This is a genomic window from Streptomyces sp. NPDC101227, from assembly GCF_044767545.1.
Lineage (GTDB): Bacteria > Actinomycetota > Actinomycetes > Streptomycetales > Streptomycetaceae > Streptomyces.
Genome location: NZ_JBIWOD010000005.1, coordinates 499,181 through 514,209, shown reverse-complemented (window position 1 = coordinate 514,209; position 15,029 = coordinate 499,181). Strand labels below are relative to the sequence as shown.

The window sequence follows — 15,029 nt, the reverse complement described above, 5'->3', positions numbered from 1 at the left end:
TCCGGACGTCGGCACGAACGGACTGCGAGGGACCGCGAGGGACCGCGAGGGACCGGGAATGCAGACGGGGGCTGCACGCACGGACCGGTGGCGCACGGACCGGTGCCGCACGGACTGAAGCACGGTGACGGATGGAAAGGCAGGTGGGGGCCGTGGAGACAGGCACACGGAAGCCGGACGCGGGGGCCGGTGCGGCGGAGCAGGGGCCCGACGACGTCGGGGCCGGGGCGGGGTCCGGGGGCGGGTCCGGTGGCCGTTCCGCGGAGCGGGTGCGGCTGATCGCGGCGTGGCGCGGTTCGGAGCGGATGCTGGCGGACGGCCCGTCGGGCGTGACGGTCCGCGAGCGCCTGGACCGGCTGCTCGCCGACGCCCCCGCCTCGTACGACCTGGACAACTGGACGGACACCTACGGCGACGGCATCGTGAGCGAGCTGGAGCGCCGCACCGCCGAGGTCCTGGGCACCGAGGCCGCCGCCTTCTTCCCGACCGGCACGATGGCGCAGCAGGTCGCGCTGCGCTGCTGGGCGGGGCGTACGGGCAGCGGGACGGTCGCCGGGCACCCCCTCTCCCATCTGAAGGTGCACGAACGCGACGCCTATGCGGTGGTCAGCGGGCTGCGCATGGTGCATCCGACGCGCGCGCCACGGCTGCCGACGGCCGCTGAAATACGCGACCTGGACGAGCCGTTCGGCACCCTTGCCGTCGAACTGCCGCTGCGGGAACCGGGATTCGTCCTCCCGCAGTGGGCGGACCTGGAGGCCACGGTGGCCGCCGCACGGGACCGCGACGCGGTGGTCCACTTCGACGGCGCGCGCCTGTGGGAGTGCACCGCCCACTTCGGGCGTTCGCTGCCGGAGATTGCCGCCCTCGCGGACAGCGTCTATGTCTCGTTCTACAAGTCGCTGGGCGGCATATCGGGTGCCGCCCTGGCGGGCCCGGAGGACTTCGTCGAGGAGGCCCGCGCCTGGCGGCACCGCTACGGCGGCCAGCTGTTCCAGCAGTGGCCGGCCGCGCTGGCCGCCCTCACGGGCCTGGACCGCGTGCTGCCGCGGCTGCCGGAGTACGTGGCCCACGCGAAGGTCGTCGCACGAGCGCTCGGCGACGGCCTGGCCGAGGCGGGCCTGCCGTGGTCCCGGGTGCATCCGGCGACCCCGCACACCCATGAGTTCCAGGTGTGGCTGCCCTATCCTCCCGAGGTCCTCAACGAGGCCGGGGTGCGGCTGGCGGAGGAGACCCGGACGACGCTGTTCCGGTACTGGTTCACGCCGGACGGCGCAGGCCCTCCTGGCCTGTCGCTGACGGAAATGGCGATCGGGCCGTCGTCCCTGGAGTGGACGCCCAAGGAGGTGCGGGCGGCCCTTGCGGAGTTCCTGGCGCGGGTGCGGGAGGCCGGCGGTTGAGCAGTGCCGCCCCGGCCTCCCACACCCTCCGTACGGCCCGCCCGACCCGGGCCGGGAGGCGATCGGCCGGGTCCGTGACGACGGCCTGGAAGCGTCGCCACTGCCGGATCTCGCCGAGCGTGCGGACGGTGGCGGCGCCCGGTGCGACGGGGGGTTCCTGGCCCTGCTGGGCGGCGCGGTAGGCATCGAGCAGGTGCTGCTGGCTGGCGTTCATACGGCTCACTGTGGGGCCGCCGCAGGGCCCGGGGCGCATCGATTGACGGGAGCCGTCAATCGATGACCGTGCAGGTCGCGGCCTCGCGCATGATGGGCACATGGCCAACGTCATCGACATCACCGGACTGCCGCCGGAGCGCATCGTCTTCGCCCCCTCCCCCTTGGCGGAACTGAGCGCCGCGCTCCATGCGCTGTCCGAGCCGGGGCACCACCCCGGGCTGCACGGCTGGGTCACCGCGACCAACGCGGGGCTGAAAACCGACCTGGCCGACCGGCTGTGCGAGGCGGACTTCCTGTGGCGGTCCGCGCGGTCCGACATCCTGCTGCCGGCCCGCCCCGGGGCGACGCTCGCGGAAGAGCTGGACGAGCTGGACAAGATCGACGACGAGCGGTTCGTGGCCGCCGCTTTCGAGATCAGCTGCTCGTCCACGTACACCCGCGTCACCCCATCACCCCTGGTCGACGCCGACGAGCGGGCCCGCGTACGGGAGATGGCCGCCGCGCGCGGCCCGCGGCAGGCGGCGTTCACGGACCGGATGCTCACCGACCCCGACGGCCTGCGGGAGTGGCTGCGCCGCCTCTTCGAGGACTGCGAGGAAGCCTTCTTCGGCGACATCTGGCGCCGGGTGGGCATCCAACTGGCCGCCGACGCCCGGCACAAGACCGAGCTGCTGCGCCACAAGGGCCTGGCCGAGACGCTGTCCGCGACCTCGGCGGCACTCACCCTGGACGAGACCCAGGGCGACGGCGGCGGTACCCGCATCCTGCTGGACAAGCTGGCCGTGGGCCGTACGACGGCGTACGCGAGCCCCGCCGACCCCGGTGTCACCTTCCTGCCGACGTCCTTCGGCTGGCCTCATCTGGTGTTCAGCCACGCCCCGGGCTGGCGCCCCGTGCTCCAGTACCCGGTCGCCGGCCCGGAGTTGGCGGCGCCGGCCACGCTGGAGGTCGTGCAGCAGCGGCTGGAGGCGCTGGGCCATCCGATGCGGATGCGGCTGTGCCGCACGCTGTCGCGCGGGCCGCATACGACCGGGGAGCTGGCGACGACCTTCGGGATCACCTCGCCGGAGGTGTCGCGGCACATCGCGACGCTGAAGAAGGCCGGTCTGATCCAGACCCGGCGCCGCGGACGGTACGTGCTGCACCAGCTCGACCTCCAGGTGGTGGCCCGGCTGGGCAGCGACTTCCTGGAAGGCGTGCTGCGCTGACGGAAGGTTCGAGGGCGTCACCGGCCGGGACCGGCCCGGCCGGTCCCCCCGCCCCCGGCCGGCCTACGCCCCCGTCCCGCCCCCGGCCCGCACCAGCCCCGTCTCGTACGCGAGGACCACCGCCTGCACCCGGTCCCGCAGGCTCAGCTTCGTCAGGATCCGGCCCACGTGCGTCTTGACCGTGGCCTCCGACAGCACCAGCCGCGCCGCGATCTCGCCGTTCGACAGTCCCTGCGCGACCAGCAGCAGCACCTCCCGCTCCCGCTCCGTCAGCCGTTCCAGCTCGGGCCGGGCCGACTCGGCGCCGGTGGCGGGCAGCATCGGCGTGAAGCGGTCGAGGAGGCGCCGGGTGGTGGACGGCGCGACGACCGCGTCGCCGCTGTGCACCGCCCGGATCGCGGCGAGGAGTTCGCCCGGCGGCACATCCTTGAGCATGAAGCCGCTGGCCCCGGCCTTCAGCGCGGAGAAGGCGTATTCGTCGAGGTCGAAGGTGGTCAGGATGAGGACCTTCGGCGCGTCTTCCTTCTGCCCGTTCTCGCAGATCCGCCGGGTCGCCTCCACCCCGTCCAGATGCGGCATGCGCACGTCCATGAGGATCACATCGACCTGGGTGGAGCGCAGCACCTCCAGGGCCTGCACCCCGTCCCCCGCCTCCGCGACGACCTCCATGTCGGGCTGCGCGGCCAGCACCATCCGGAAGCCGGTGCGCAGCAGCGCCTGGTCATCGACGAGCATCACACGGATGGTCATGGCGGGGAGATCCCTTCAACTGTGGGGCTACAGGGTACGGAGCGGTCCGGGTCAACGGGCGGACGCTAGCGGTCGGCGGGACGAGAGCGGTCGGGCGCGGACGCAGTCACGGCGCGCGCCTCCCCTCACCTCTCCGGCTTCAAGGGCAGCACGGCGCTGATCCGGAAGCCGCCCCCCGGCCGCGGCCCCGCAGTCAGGCTGCCGCCCACCATGCCGACCCGTTCACGCATCCCGATCAGGCCGTGGCCCAGGCCGTCCGCCCCGCCCTCTTCGTAGAGCTCGTGCTGCGCGCCCCGCCCGTCATCCTCGACGAGCAGATCGAGGTCGTTGTCGCGGTAGGCGAGGCGGACGGTGGCGCCGACGTCCGCGCCGCCGTGCTTGCGGGTGTTGGTGAGCGCTTCCTGGACGATGCGGTACGCGGTCAGCTCGACGCTGCTGGGCAGCGGGCGCGACTCGCCCTCCACCCGGAAGTCGACGGGCAGTCCGGCGCCCCGCACCTGCTCGATGAGGTCGGCGAGCTGGTCGACGCCCGGCTGCGGCACATATTCGCCGCCCTCGGGCTGTTCGCCGGTACGGAGCACGCCCAGCAGACGGCGCATTTCGGCCAGCGCCTGCCGGCCCGTACCGGAGATCGTCTCCAGGGCCTGCCGGGTCTGCTCGGGTGCGGCATCGAGGACGTACGCGGCGCCGTCCGCCTGGACGACCATCACCGAGACGTTGTGCGCAACGACGTCATGGAGCTCGCGCGCGATCCGGGCGCGCTCGGCGGCGACCGCGATCCGGGACTGCGCCTCGCGCTCCTTCTCCAGCCGGGCGGCCTTCTCCTCCAGCTGCGCCCAATAGGCGCGGCGGGTGCGCATGGAGTCGCCGAGCACCCAGGCGAGGACGAACGGCACCGTGAGCAGCACCATGAAGAACAGCGATTCCCACACCGGCCGGCGGGCGGGCTCGTCCGCATAGCGCCATACGGAGAGCGCGGGCCCCAGGAGCGCACCGGCGAGGGCGCAGCGGGAGGCCCAGCGGACGGGGCCGGATGCGACGGTGTAAGTGATCACGAACATCGCGAAATCGGCCGGATACGGTATGACGCCGAAGATCAGCTGGACGACGCCTATGGCCGCCGTCAGCAGCAGCATCTGCACGGGGGCCTTGCGGCGCAGCGCGATGACGAGGCAGAGGCCGACCGTGCAGAGCGCGCCGACGATCTGCCGGCCGCCGTGGAGCTCGCCCACGACCCAAAGGCAGCTGAACCCGAACAGGAGGACGGCCCAGAAGCTGTCCACTCCCGTCGGGTGTCTGCGGAGAAAGTCGTAGAGACGCTGCACGTAACCCAGCGTAGGCAGAGCGAATAGGTGTATGAGTCAACCGGAGGAGCGATCCTGTGCGCTGGGCGTACTCCCCAAGGTGGAGACCGGAGGCGCCGGCGCATCAGCCCTGCGGACGGTGCCCCGGAGCCGGCCCCGGAGTCCGCGCCGGCCGCCCGTAACGTGGGGCGGGTGACGAACGAGTGGCGGGGCTGGCGGGATGCGACGGAACGGGCGCTGTACGGCCCGGACGGCTTCTACACCCGCCCCGGCGGCCCCGGCCCGGCCGGCCACTTCCGCACCTCCGTCCACGCCTCCCCGCTGTACGCCGGTGCCGTCGCCGCCCTCCTCGTCCGCGTGGACGCCGCACTGGGCCATCCGCGGGAGCTGGCGCTGGTCGATGTGGGCGCGGGGCGCGGCGAGCTGCTGACGGGCGTCCTGGGCGCGCTGCCGGAGGCGGTGGGCGCGCGGGTGCGCCCGTACGCCGTTGAGCTCGCCGCCCGCCCCGAGGGCCTCGATCCGCGCATCGAATGGCGCGCCGAACTGCCCGCGGAGGGCTCGCTCACCGGGCTGCTGTTCGCCAACGAGTGGCTGGACAATGTGCCGCTCGATGTCGTCGAGACGGATGCGGACGGGGTGCCGCGGCGGGTGCTCGTACGGGCCGACGGTACGGAGCGGCTGGGCGAGCCGGTGACCGGGGCGGACGCGGAGTGGCTGGCGCGGTGGTGGCGGGCGGCCGGGTCCCCCGGACTTCGGGCGGAGATCGGCCGGCCGCGGGACGCCGCCTGGGCGCGGGCCGTCCGTACGCTGCGGGGCGGGCTCGCGGTCGCCGCCGATTACGCGCACCGGCGGACGGACCGGCCGCCGTTCGGGACGCTCACCGGCTTCCGGGAGGGGCGGGAGGTGCGGCCGGTGCCGGACGGCGGCTGCGACATCACGGCGCATGTGGCGCTGGATGCGTGTGCCGGGCGGCCGTCGGCGCGCCTGCTGACCCAGCGCGCGGCGCTGCACGCCCTCGGCGTGGCCGGGCGCCGCCCCCCGCTCGCCCTGGCCACCACCGACCCGGCCGCGTACGTACGGGCCCTCGGCGCGGCCGGGGCGGCCGCCGAGCTGACCGACCCGGCGGGGCTGGGCGCCTTCGGCTGGCTCCTGGAGCCGGTGGGCGAGGCGTGTACCGCGGCCGTCGAGGACGCGGCGCTGTTCAAGGAGTGGGACGGCTGAGGGCCAGGGCGTCCCCTGGGGCGGCCTTTTGCGAGACTGTCCCCATGACGGAGACGACGGTCGGCATCGGCGGCGCGGCGGAGAGCACCGACATGGTGCTGAACATCGGCCCGCAGCACCCCTCCACGCACGGCGTGCTGCGGTTGCGCCTCGTGCTGGACGGCGAGCGCATCCAGCACGCCGAGCCGGTGATCGGCTATATGCACCGCGGCGCGGAGAAGCTCTTCGAGGCCCGCGACTACCGCCAGATCATCATGCTCGCCAACCGCCACGACTGGCTGTCGGCCTTCTCCAACGAGCTCGGCGTCGTGATGGCCGTGGAGCGGATGCTCGGCATGGAGGTCCCCGAGCGCGCCGTGTGGACGCGCACGCTGCTCGCCGAGCTGAACCGCGTCCTCAACCACCTGATGTTCCTCGGCTCCTACCCCCTGGAGCTGGGCGGGATCACGCCCGTCTTCCACGCGTTCCGCGAGCGCGAAGAGCTCCAGAACGTCATGGAGGAGATCTCCGGCGGCCGGATGCACTACATGTTCAACCGCGTCGGCGGGCTCAAGGAGGACCTGCCGGCCGGCTGGCTCGGCCGCGCCCGGCACGCCGTCGCCGATGTCCGCTCCCGGATGGACGTCTTCGACAACCTGGTCCTGGGCAACGAGATCTTCCGCGGCCGCACCCGCGGCATCGGCCGGCTCACGCCCGAAGCGGTCCACGCCTACGGCGTCTCCGGGCCGATCGCCCGCGCCTCCGGCGTCGACTTCGACCTGCGGCGCGACGAGCCGTACCTCGCGTACGGCGACCTCGGCTCGACCCTCAAGGTCGTCACCCGCCAGGAGGGCGACTGCCTGGCCCGCTTCGAGTGCCTCCTGGACCAGAGCCACAACTCCCTCGACCTCGCCGATGCCTGCCTGGACCGCCTCGCGGACCTGCCGCCGGGCCCGATCAACCAGCGACTGCCCAAGGTCCTGAAGGCGCCGGAGGGCGCGACCTACGCCTGGACCGAGAACCCGCTCGGCATCAACGGCTACTACCTCGTCTCGAAGGGCGAGAAGACGCCGTACCGCCTCAAGCTGCGCTCGGCGTCGTACAACAACATCCAGGCGCTGACCGAACTGCTGCCGGGCACGCTGGTGGCGGACATGGTGGCCATCCTCGGCTCGCTGTTCTTCGTCGTCGGGGACATCGACAAGTAGCCGGGCCGCCCGGCACGGGGCACCGTCCACACCTTGTGGACAACTTCCGCCTCGCCGCCGGTGCGCTGGCGGCTTTCCGGCGGTCGCTTTCAGGCGGCCACGGTCATCCGGTAGCCGTCACCGGTAGCCATCACTTGGCGCGGAAGGCGAAATCGAGCATCCTCGCCGCGTCCCGGAACCGGTACGGGTCGTTGAGGACGGCGCCCACGACCGTCCGCTTGCCGCGCTGGGCCGCGAAGACCAGGCAGTAGCCCGCCCGGCTGCCGGCACCGGTCTTGATGCCGAGGGCACCCCGGTAGGAGCCCAGCAGCGTGTTGGTGTTGTACCAGGTGTAGGTGCGGTTGACGTTGGCCGCCTTCTGGCGGGTGCGGGGCGCCTTCACCATGGCGGCGAAGGTGCGGTTGCGCATCGCGTGCCGGGCGAGCCGGACCAGGTCCCGGGGCGTGGTGTAGTTGCGGCCGTGGGCAATGCCGTCGAACGAGTCGTAGTGGGTGCGGCTCAGCCCCAGCGACCTGGCCCGCGCGTTCATCTTGGCGATGAAGGACTGGGTCCGCCGCGCCGTCGTACGGCCGCTGCCGAAGGTGTCGGCGAGCGCGTACCCGGCGTCGCAGCCGGACGGCAGCATCAGCCCGTACAGCAGCTGACGTACGGTCAGCTTGTCGCCGGTGCGCAGGTCGGCGGTGCTGGCTCCATAGCGGGCGACGTAGTCGCGGTAGGCCTTCTTGACGGTGACCCGCTTGTTCAGGTTCACACCGCGGGTCTCGAGGACCACGATCGCCGTCATCACCTTGGTGGTGCTGGCCATCTCGCGGCGGGTGTCCGCGGCCTTCCCCCACAGCGTCCGGTTCCGCCCGCTGTCCAGGAGGTAGGCACCCTTCGCCGTTATCCCCGACGGGCCGCTCGCGGCCTGGGCCGGGGCGGCGGGAAGGATGACGGCGAGCGCCACCGTGGAAGCGGCCAGCGCAAGGCCGACTCCCCTGCGCCGGACCGTGCTGCCCCCGAAAAGCTTCATCGATGCTCCGTCCCCAGGGTGGCCTCACACCGGTCTCAGACCAGTGGTGAAGGGAGCCGCATCCTGCCACTCGGCGCGCGCTCAGGGGAATAGGAAAATCACTCGTGTCGTATTTTGTGCCGCGTTGCTTTCATGGCGGGCCGTTTCCGGCCGTATGCCGTCGGCGGCCCCTGCCGTTGTACGCGGCGCCGTCCGGCCTACGAGATGGCGGTGCGCAGTGCGGCGAGGTCGAGCTGCTCGGTCTCGTCGTGCACGGTCAGGTCGATGACCTCGCCCACGCCGTCGGTCGTCGCGCCGTCAGGCCCCTTGCGGCCGGGGGCCGTACGGTCACCCGCCTGACCGTCAGCCGCTTGAGCGTCAGCCACATCGCCGCCGGCCGCGGCGCCCGCACCCGTATCGCCCGCAGCCGGCTCGCCGGCCGTCGCACCGGCCGGGGCCGTCAGCCGGGCCCCGGCGTGCGCCGAGTGCTCGGCCAGGGCCTCGTCGCCGACGACGTCCGCCAGGTCGTCCTCCAGCGGCGCGGTCAGCTGCCGGGGCGGTACGGAGGCGGCGTTGCCGAAGAAGTCGAAGCCGCCCAGCATGCGGGACGCGGCGGGGCGGTGCGGTGCCACGGCAGCGGCGGCGGCCGGGACCCGGCGGAGCGCCGAGGTGACGGCCGCCTCGGAATTCCCCCGGCGGTCCTCACCGTCCCGGGCACCCTCGCGCCGGGCGGCGCCGTCGCGCCCGCCGTTCCGCTGCCGGGCCGCGTTACGGGCCAGCCGCCGCAGCGCCTGGTCCGCCTGCGCGTACATGGCGGGGGCGGGCGACGGGGCAGAGGCGGGGGCGGGAACGGAAGAGGAGGGGGAAGAGGAAGAGGGGGAAGCAGAAGCGGGAGGGGTGGTCGCCGGGCGGCGCTCGGCGGCCGCCGCCAGCGCACGCGCCGGAACCGCCGCCTCGATGGCGAGCAGCCGGCGTCCCTCCAGGGCGCTGGCCCGCTCGGTCTCCGCGGTCGCATAACGGCGCAGCAGTTCGGCGTGCTCGCTTCGCAGCCGGGCCAATTCGGCGCGCTTGGCACGCAATTTGGCATCCAGGCCGGTGCGGATCTCGCGGGACTCCTCGACATCCGTTTCGAGCTCGGCTATCCGCTCCTCGGTGCGCCACTCGTCGCGCACTCGGGCGCGGGTGAGTTCGGCGACCCGCTTTCCGGCCTTACGGTCCCAGGTCCGCAGAAGGACCGCGCCGCCGATTGCGGCGGCCGCCGCACCCGCGGCGAGTACCCGCTGCACCAGATCGTCGCCGACAAACCACGCGCCGGCGGCGCACGCAATCGACGCACCGGCGACCGTCGACGGAGGAAGCAGCCGGTGGAGGGGTGGTGAATGGCGGTGGCGTCCTCGTGGCATGGCCAGAAACTTACCGTGCGTGCGGGACCTATGGGGCCCCGCACGCGAATCCGTTTCTGGGTGGTTACTTCCTGAGCAGTCCCTTGGACTCCAAATATGCCTGCGCGACATCCCCGGGCTTGAGCCGCTCGGCATCAACTTTGCGGTTCAAGTTGATCAAGTCCTCGGTGGTGAGCGTACGCGTGAGCTTGCCGAGCGCCGCCGCGATCTCCTTGTCACCGGCGGACTTGGCATTCACCACCGGCAGCACATTGTCGGCGTTCTGAAGCTTCTTGTCGTCCTGGAGAAGGACCAGTCCGAAGTTGTCGAGCGTGGCGTCCGTGGTGGTGGTCAGCACCAGTTGGTCCGCGCCGTCCTTGACCGCCTGCTTGGCCTGCGGTGACCCCACGCCCTTGGGGTCGAGGCCGGTGATGTCGATGCCGTACGTCCGCTCCAGGCCCGGCTTGCAGAACACCCGGGTCTCGCACTCCTCCCCCGAAGCGAGCTTGATCTTCTGCTTCGACCGGCCGAGATCGGAGAGCGTCTTCAGCTTGTGCTCGGCGGCGAATTCCTTGGTGACGGCGAAGGCGTTCTGGTCGGTGGCCGAGCCGGCCGGCAGCACCTTGAGACCGTAGGGACCGGCGAGCTTCTCGAGCGCCGTCACGGTCTTGCCGATGTCGCTGGAGGCCACCGGCTTCGCCTTGGCGCCGTTCTTCTTGGCGTTGAGGAATTCGGCGAGCGTGGAGGCGTATTCCGGAACGACGTCGATCTGACCCTTCTCCAGAGCCGGTTCATACAGCTCGCGATTGGCCAGCGTCTGAACCCGCGCTTGGTATCCGGCGTCAATAAGGATCTTGGAATAGATCTCGGCGAGCACCTTCGACTCGGTGAAACCGGCCGAGCCGACGACGATCTCGCCCTTCCCGCCGCCCTTGTTCTTACCGCCCTTGTCCTCCAGGCTCTGGCCCTGGCACGCGGCCAGCCCGGCCGTCAGAGCGATCACTGTCCCCGCGACAAGCGCGGTGCGCGCGGCGCGCGACTTGCTGCTCATGGAATTCACCATTCAGTCCATTCGGATGACGTCGGATGAGATCGCTGGGACCGGCCGGGACCGGCCGGGACCGGCTGAGACCGGCTGAGGCCCGCCGACGCCCGGCGAAGGTCGGCCGGGGTCGGCTCAGGCCGGATAACGCCGGATAAGGCCTGGCGGGGCCGGGCCGGCAGCGGATGCGGCCGAGCGCGACCCGGTCCGGCCCGGTGAGGCCCGATGCGTCGTGCCGGTGCGTTGCGCCGGTCCCTGCGGCGGCAGCATCGCAAGGCCGGGATCCGGTGTCAGGGGAGTTTCCGTACCGGGACCACATCGTCGCCCTGCCCCTCCTCCGCCTCCGCGTGCGAGGCCGTACTCGACGCCTCGCCCGCGGCCGCAGCAAACCCGCCACGGCCCCCACGTCCCGCACTTCCCGCACGCCCGCCACGTCCCGCACGCCGCCGCCCCCGCATCGGGTCGCACGCCCGGTCCGCCACTACCAGCGCCCCCTCAACGGCCAGCGCCAGTACGGCCACCAGCAGCGCGCCCGCGACCACCTGCGCGGTGTCGTAGTTGCCGAAGCCCGCCGTGATGATCCGGCCCAGGCCGCCACCACCCGCCAGCGCGGCCAGCGTCGCGGTCGCCACCACCTGCACCGTGGCCGACCGTATGCCCGTCATGATCAGCGGATAGGCGAGCGGTATCTCGACCCGTAGCAGCAGCTGCGGCCCCGACATGCCCATCCCCCGGGCCGCCTCGACCACATCGCGGTCCGCCTCCCGCATGCCCAGGTAGGCGTTGGTCAGCAGCGGCGGCACCGCGAACAGCACCAGCGCGATGACCGTGGGCCAGTCCCCCTGGGTGCCCAGCGGACCGAGCGTCAGCAGCACCAGGACCGCGTACGTCGGCACCGCCCGGCCCACGTTGGAGACATTGACCGCGAGCGCCCCGCCCTTGCCCAGATGCCCGAGCCACAGCGCCACCGGCAGGGCTATCAGGCAGGCGATGACCAGGCACAGCCCGCTGAGCCACAGATGCTCGCCCAGGCGGTGCCACACCCCCTTCTCCCCGGCCCAGTTGGCACCCGTCATCAGCCACTGCCACGCGCCGCCGATCGCCCCCATGAGCTCAGCCCCCCGCCGTCTTCACCGTGCGCGCCCCGCGCCACGCCCCGGCCCTCGCCCGCTTCTGCGCCCGCGTCCACGGCGTCAGCAGCCGCTGCAGCACCATCAGCAGCCCGTCGGCCACCAGCGCAAGCACCACGCACAGCACCGACGCCGTCAGGACTTCGGCCTTGAAGAAGCCCTCCATGCCGCTGGCTATGAGATTGCCCAGGCCGCCGTAGCCGACGACGGAGCCGATGGTGGTCATCGCCACCGTCGAGACCGTGGCGATGCGGAGGCCGGCCACCACCGCCGGCAGCGCGAGCGGGAGTTCCACCTCGAACAGCAGCCGCGCCGAGCCGTATCCCATCCCGCGGGCGGCCTCCCGCACCTCGGCGGGCACCGCCTGCAGACCGGCGAGGATGTTGCGCACCAGAATCGTCAGCGAATACAGCACCAGGCCCGTGACCACCACCGCGACCGATATCCCGAAGACCGGCGTCAGCAGGGCGAACATCGCCAGCGACGGCACCGTATAGAGCACCGTCGTCAGCCCCAGGACCGGCCCGGCCGCGGCCCGCGAGCGCCGGGCGATCAGCGCCAGCGGAAAGGCGATCAGCAGCCCGATCAGCACGGACACGGCCGTGATACCGATGTGCTGGAGGGTCGCGTCCAGCAACTCCTGGCTGCGGGTGCGGACATACTCACCGCAGATCCAGTCATTGGCCGTCAGACAGCTCCCACCGCCCGGCCCCGCCGTCGCGCCCGTCCCGGTCGCCGCGGCCGCCGTGACCTTCGCGCTCGTGGTCGTCGCGCTCGTGGCCATGGCCGTCATGGCCATCGCTCCGCTCACCGTCATCACCTCCCCCGCCCCGAACTCCGCTGCTGATTCCGGTGACCGTCTGCGACCCTAACCCCCGCCACTGACAATCGCCCCGGCCGCGCCCCTCACCAGCCGCATCGCCATGGCCCCGCAACACCGCGTTCATGACCGCCCGTTCACAATGGAACCGTCCACACCTGGGGGAAGCATGATCCGCTTCGAGCACGTCACCAAGAACTATCCGGACGGCACCACCGCCGTCGACGACCTCTCCTTCGAGGTCGCCGAGGGCGAACTCGTCACGCTCGTCGGGCCGTCGGGCTGCGGCAAGACGACGACGATGAAGATGGTGAACCGGCTCATCGAACCCACCAGCGGCCGCATCCTGCTCGACGGCGAGGACATATCCGCCGTCGACCCCGTCTCCCTGCGCCGCCGCATCGGCTATGTCATCCAGCAGGTCGGCCTCTTCCCCCACAAGACCGTCCTGGACAACACCGCCACCGTCCCGCACCTGCTGGGCCGGCCGCGCAAGGAGGCCCGCGCCCGCGCCGCCGAACTCCTCGATCTGGTCGGCCTGGACCCGTCGACATACGGCGACCGCTACCCCGACCAGCTCTCCGGCGGCCAGCGCCAGCGCGTCGGCGTGGCCCGCGCGCTCGCCGCCGACCCGCCCGTCCTCCTCATGGACGAGCCGTTCGGCGCCGTCGACCCGGTCGTCCGCGAACACCTCCAGAACGCCTTCCTGGAGCTGCAGTCCGCCCTCCGCAAAACGGTCCTCTTCGTCACCCATGACATCGAGGAGGCGGTCCGGCTCGGCGACCGGATCGCCGTCTACGGGGCCGGGCGCATCGAGCAGTTCGACACCCCGGCGACCGTCCTGGGCGCCCCCGCCACCCCGTATACCGCCGAATTCGTCGGCGCGGACCGCGGGCTGAAGCGGCTGTCCGTCACCCCCGTCGAGGCCGGCGACCTCGAACACCCGCCGGTGGTGCACCTCGACGACCCGGCGGCCCGCGCCGCCGGCCGGCTGTCCGCGGACGGCGCCCCCTGGGCCGTCGTCCTGGACGCCGACGAGTCCCCGTACGGCTGGGTCCCGGCCGCGGCGCTCGCGGGCACGGACGGCTCAACGGTCCGCGATCACGCCCGGCGGATGGATGCCCGGCTGACGCTCGGCGCGCCGCTCCGGCAGGCGCTCAGCACGATGCTCCAGCACGACGCCGGCTGGATCGCCGTGCAGGACGGCGACCGGTTCCTCGGGGTCCTCACCCCTGCCCGGCTGCACGCGGCACTGCGCCGCGCCACCACCGCGGACGCCTCGAACATCCCGCGCGGCAAGGTCGCGCTCGATACGGTCCCGGGAGGCTGACCGGGCGCGGGCCGGGCGGGGCAGCGCCGGGCCGGAGGTGCGTATGAGTGTCAGGCGCCGCCCGAGCCGCCGCAATCGACGGGCTCGCCCAGTAGCGCTCGCCACCCGGTGGACCTTCGCCAGGGCGCTCGAGAAGGCTTCACCCTCATGCGCGCGCCGACACCGCCGGATTCCGGGCGGACACCGTGGAGCGGCCGCTCGGACGAGGGCCGCGGACGTTCGTGGACCGGTGCGCGCGCCACGTCGACGCGCGTTGCGAGGGCCCGAAACCGTCTGAGCCGACGGACGGCCGGGCACACGGCCTACCCGTTCGGCCCCGGGGGCCCCGCTACGCCCGCGAAGCTCCGGGGTGGTCGTGGTCGTCCTCGCCCTCGGGGAGCTTGCAGACCCGCTCCAGGAAGACCGCGGCGATCACCACGGCCGCGCCCGCCAGGACCGAGAAACCGGCGTAGATCGCCTGTTCCCGGCGCGGGGCGACATCGAGGCCGGAGGTCAGCAGGAAGACGCCGACGCCGCCGTACAGCCCGGCGACCAGCGCCGCCACCAGTGCGCTGGCCTGGCCGAAGACCACCGCGCGAGCGGCCACCAGGGGATCCACGCCCTTGGCGCCCGGCCGGCGCTCGCGCTGCGCGCGCAGCCGCGACCGGATGGAGAACGCCGTGGCGGCGAGCACGGCGGCGATCAGCGCCAACACGATCGGCGCGGCCACCGGGACGCTCGGCAGGGTGCCGAACGAGTCCCACAGCCGGGCGCCTCCCCAGGCCAGCACCCCCGCCGCCAGAAACAGCCCGACCAGCACCTTGATGTGTAGCTGCTTCACCGAGCCATCGCCCCTCGTGCCGTTCTGGCCATCCCTGCCGTTCTGGCCACCTGTCCGTTCCGTACACCTTCACGCGCACTCATGCGCGCTCGCACGCACCCATAAGCCCTGGCACGCCCTCGTACACACCGGCACGCCTCATCGGCACCCATGCGCATCCATAGGCATCCATGCCGTACGGAACCACCGTCTACGCATCGTCGCCGGCGACCGATCCGTAACCCTAAC

At 72.5% G+C, this 15,029-nt stretch carries 13 protein-coding genes; 5 read left to right on the top strand and 8 right to left on the bottom strand.

The window, feature by feature from the left end; translation table 11 throughout:
- The first annotated feature begins 131 nt into the window (after positions 1 to 131).
- Positions 132 to 1,400, top strand: coding sequence for a threonine aldolase family protein (locus tag ACIRPT_RS14760; RefSeq protein WP_403826962.1), 1,269 nt, complete (start codon positions 132 to 134; stop codon positions 1,398 to 1,400).
- Positions 1,401 to 1,714: 314 nt separating this feature from the next.
- A complete protein-coding gene (locus ACIRPT_RS14755; RefSeq protein WP_403826959.1) occupies positions 1,715 to 2,824 on the top strand; it encodes a DUF5937 family protein in 1,110 nt (369 codons plus the stop codon).
- Between the two features lie 63 nt (positions 2,825 to 2,887).
- Here ACIRPT_RS14755 and ACIRPT_RS14750 read toward each other — a convergent pair whose 3' ends face one another.
- Together ACIRPT_RS14750 and ACIRPT_RS14745 are read right to left on the bottom strand one after the other, a co-directional pair.
- Positions 2,888 to 3,574, bottom strand: coding sequence for a response regulator (locus ACIRPT_RS14750; RefSeq protein ID WP_403826956.1), 687 nt, complete (start codon positions 3,572 to 3,574; stop codon positions 2,888 to 2,890).
- 125 nt (positions 3,575 to 3,699) lie between these two features.
- Positions 3,700 to 4,899 (bottom strand): sensor histidine kinase, encoded by a 1,200-nt coding sequence (locus ACIRPT_RS14745; RefSeq protein ID WP_403498815.1) that lies wholly within the window; start codon positions 4,897 to 4,899, stop codon positions 3,700 to 3,702.
- A gap of 171 nt (positions 4,900 to 5,070) precedes the next feature.
- On the opposite strand from ACIRPT_RS14745, the gene ACIRPT_RS14740 reads away from it, so the two are divergent.
- On the top strand, positions 5,071 to 6,099 hold the full coding sequence (locus ACIRPT_RS14740; protein WP_403826953.1) for an SAM-dependent methyltransferase: 1,029 nt from the start codon (positions 5,071 to 5,073) through the stop codon (positions 6,097 to 6,099).
- A gap of 44 nt (positions 6,100 to 6,143) precedes the next feature.
- Entirely contained in the window at positions 6,144 to 7,286 is a 1,143-nt protein-coding gene (locus ACIRPT_RS14735) for an NADH-quinone oxidoreductase subunit D (protein WP_403826950.1), read from the top strand.
- 130 nt (positions 7,287 to 7,416) lie between these two features.
- Here ACIRPT_RS14735 and ACIRPT_RS14730 read toward each other — a convergent pair whose 3' ends face one another.
- From ACIRPT_RS14730 to ACIRPT_RS14710, 5 genes are all read right to left on the bottom strand, one after another.
- Entirely contained in the window at positions 7,417 to 8,298 is an 882-nt protein-coding gene (locus ACIRPT_RS14730) for a D-alanyl-D-alanine carboxypeptidase family protein (RefSeq protein ID WP_403826947.1), read from the bottom strand.
- A 197-nt stretch (positions 8,299 to 8,495) separates the two neighbouring features.
- Positions 8,496 to 9,680: a hypothetical protein gene (locus tag ACIRPT_RS14725; protein WP_403826944.1), complete on the bottom strand. Its 1,185-nt coding sequence runs from the start codon at positions 9,678 to 9,680 to the stop codon at positions 8,496 to 8,498.
- A gap of 64 nt (positions 9,681 to 9,744) precedes the next feature.
- Positions 9,745 to 10,710, bottom strand: coding sequence for an ABC transporter substrate-binding protein (locus ACIRPT_RS14720; RefSeq protein ID WP_403826941.1), 966 nt, complete (start codon positions 10,708 to 10,710; stop codon positions 9,745 to 9,747).
- A 281-nt stretch (positions 10,711 to 10,991) separates the two neighbouring features.
- Positions 10,992 to 11,810: an ABC transporter permease gene (locus tag ACIRPT_RS14715; RefSeq protein WP_403826938.1), complete on the bottom strand. Its 819-nt coding sequence runs from the start codon at positions 11,808 to 11,810 to the stop codon at positions 10,992 to 10,994.
- Between the two features lie 4 nt (positions 11,811 to 11,814).
- Positions 11,815 to 12,642, bottom strand: a complete 828-nt coding sequence (locus tag ACIRPT_RS14710) for an ABC transporter permease (protein WP_403826935.1) — start codon at positions 12,640 to 12,642, stop codon at positions 11,815 to 11,817.
- 178 nt (positions 12,643 to 12,820) lie between these two features.
- Here ACIRPT_RS14710 and ACIRPT_RS14705 point away from each other — a divergent pair, with 178 nt between their 5' ends.
- On the top strand, positions 12,821 to 13,981 hold the full coding sequence (locus ACIRPT_RS14705) for an ABC transporter ATP-binding protein (RefSeq protein WP_403826932.1): 1,161 nt from the start codon (positions 12,821 to 12,823) through the stop codon (positions 13,979 to 13,981).
- Between the two features lie 328 nt (positions 13,982 to 14,309).
- Here the strand turns inward: ACIRPT_RS14705 and ACIRPT_RS14700 are convergent, their stop codons facing one another.
- On the bottom strand, positions 14,310 to 14,801 hold the full coding sequence (locus ACIRPT_RS14700) for a DUF3180 domain-containing protein (protein WP_403498827.1): 492 nt from the start codon (positions 14,799 to 14,801) through the stop codon (positions 14,310 to 14,312).
- Between the last annotated feature and the right edge of the window lie 228 nt (positions 14,802 to 15,029).

Coding starts and splice junctions, on each gene's coding strand:
- ACIRPT_RS14750 (WP_403826956.1), bottom strand. CDS start 3,574: ATGACCATCCGTGTGATGCTCGTCGATGACCAGGCGCTGCTGCGCACC.
- ACIRPT_RS14725 (WP_403826944.1), bottom strand. CDS start 9,680: ATGCCACGAGGACGCCACCGCCATTCACCACCCCTCCACCGGCTGCTT.
- ACIRPT_RS14755 (WP_403826959.1), top strand. CDS start 1,715: ATGGCCAACGTCATCGACATCACCGGACTGCCGCCGGAGCGCATCGTC.
- ACIRPT_RS14735 (WP_403826950.1), top strand. CDS start 6,144: ATGACGGAGACGACGGTCGGCATCGGCGGCGCGGCGGAGAGCACCGAC.
- ACIRPT_RS14730 (WP_403826947.1), bottom strand. CDS start 8,298: ATGAAGCTTTTCGGGGGCAGCACGGTCCGGCGCAGGGGAGTCGGCCTT.
- ACIRPT_RS14715 (WP_403826938.1), bottom strand. CDS start 11,810: ATGGGGGCGATCGGCGGCGCGTGGCAGTGGCTGATGACGGGTGCCAAC.
- ACIRPT_RS14705 (WP_403826932.1), top strand. CDS start 12,821: ATGATCCGCTTCGAGCACGTCACCAAGAACTATCCGGACGGCACCACC.
- ACIRPT_RS14760 (WP_403826962.1), top strand. CDS start 132: ATGGAAAGGCAGGTGGGGGCCGTGGAGACAGGCACACGGAAGCCGGAC.
- ACIRPT_RS14720 (WP_403826941.1), bottom strand. CDS start 10,710: ATGAGCAGCAAGTCGCGCGCCGCGCGCACCGCGCTTGTCGCGGGGACA.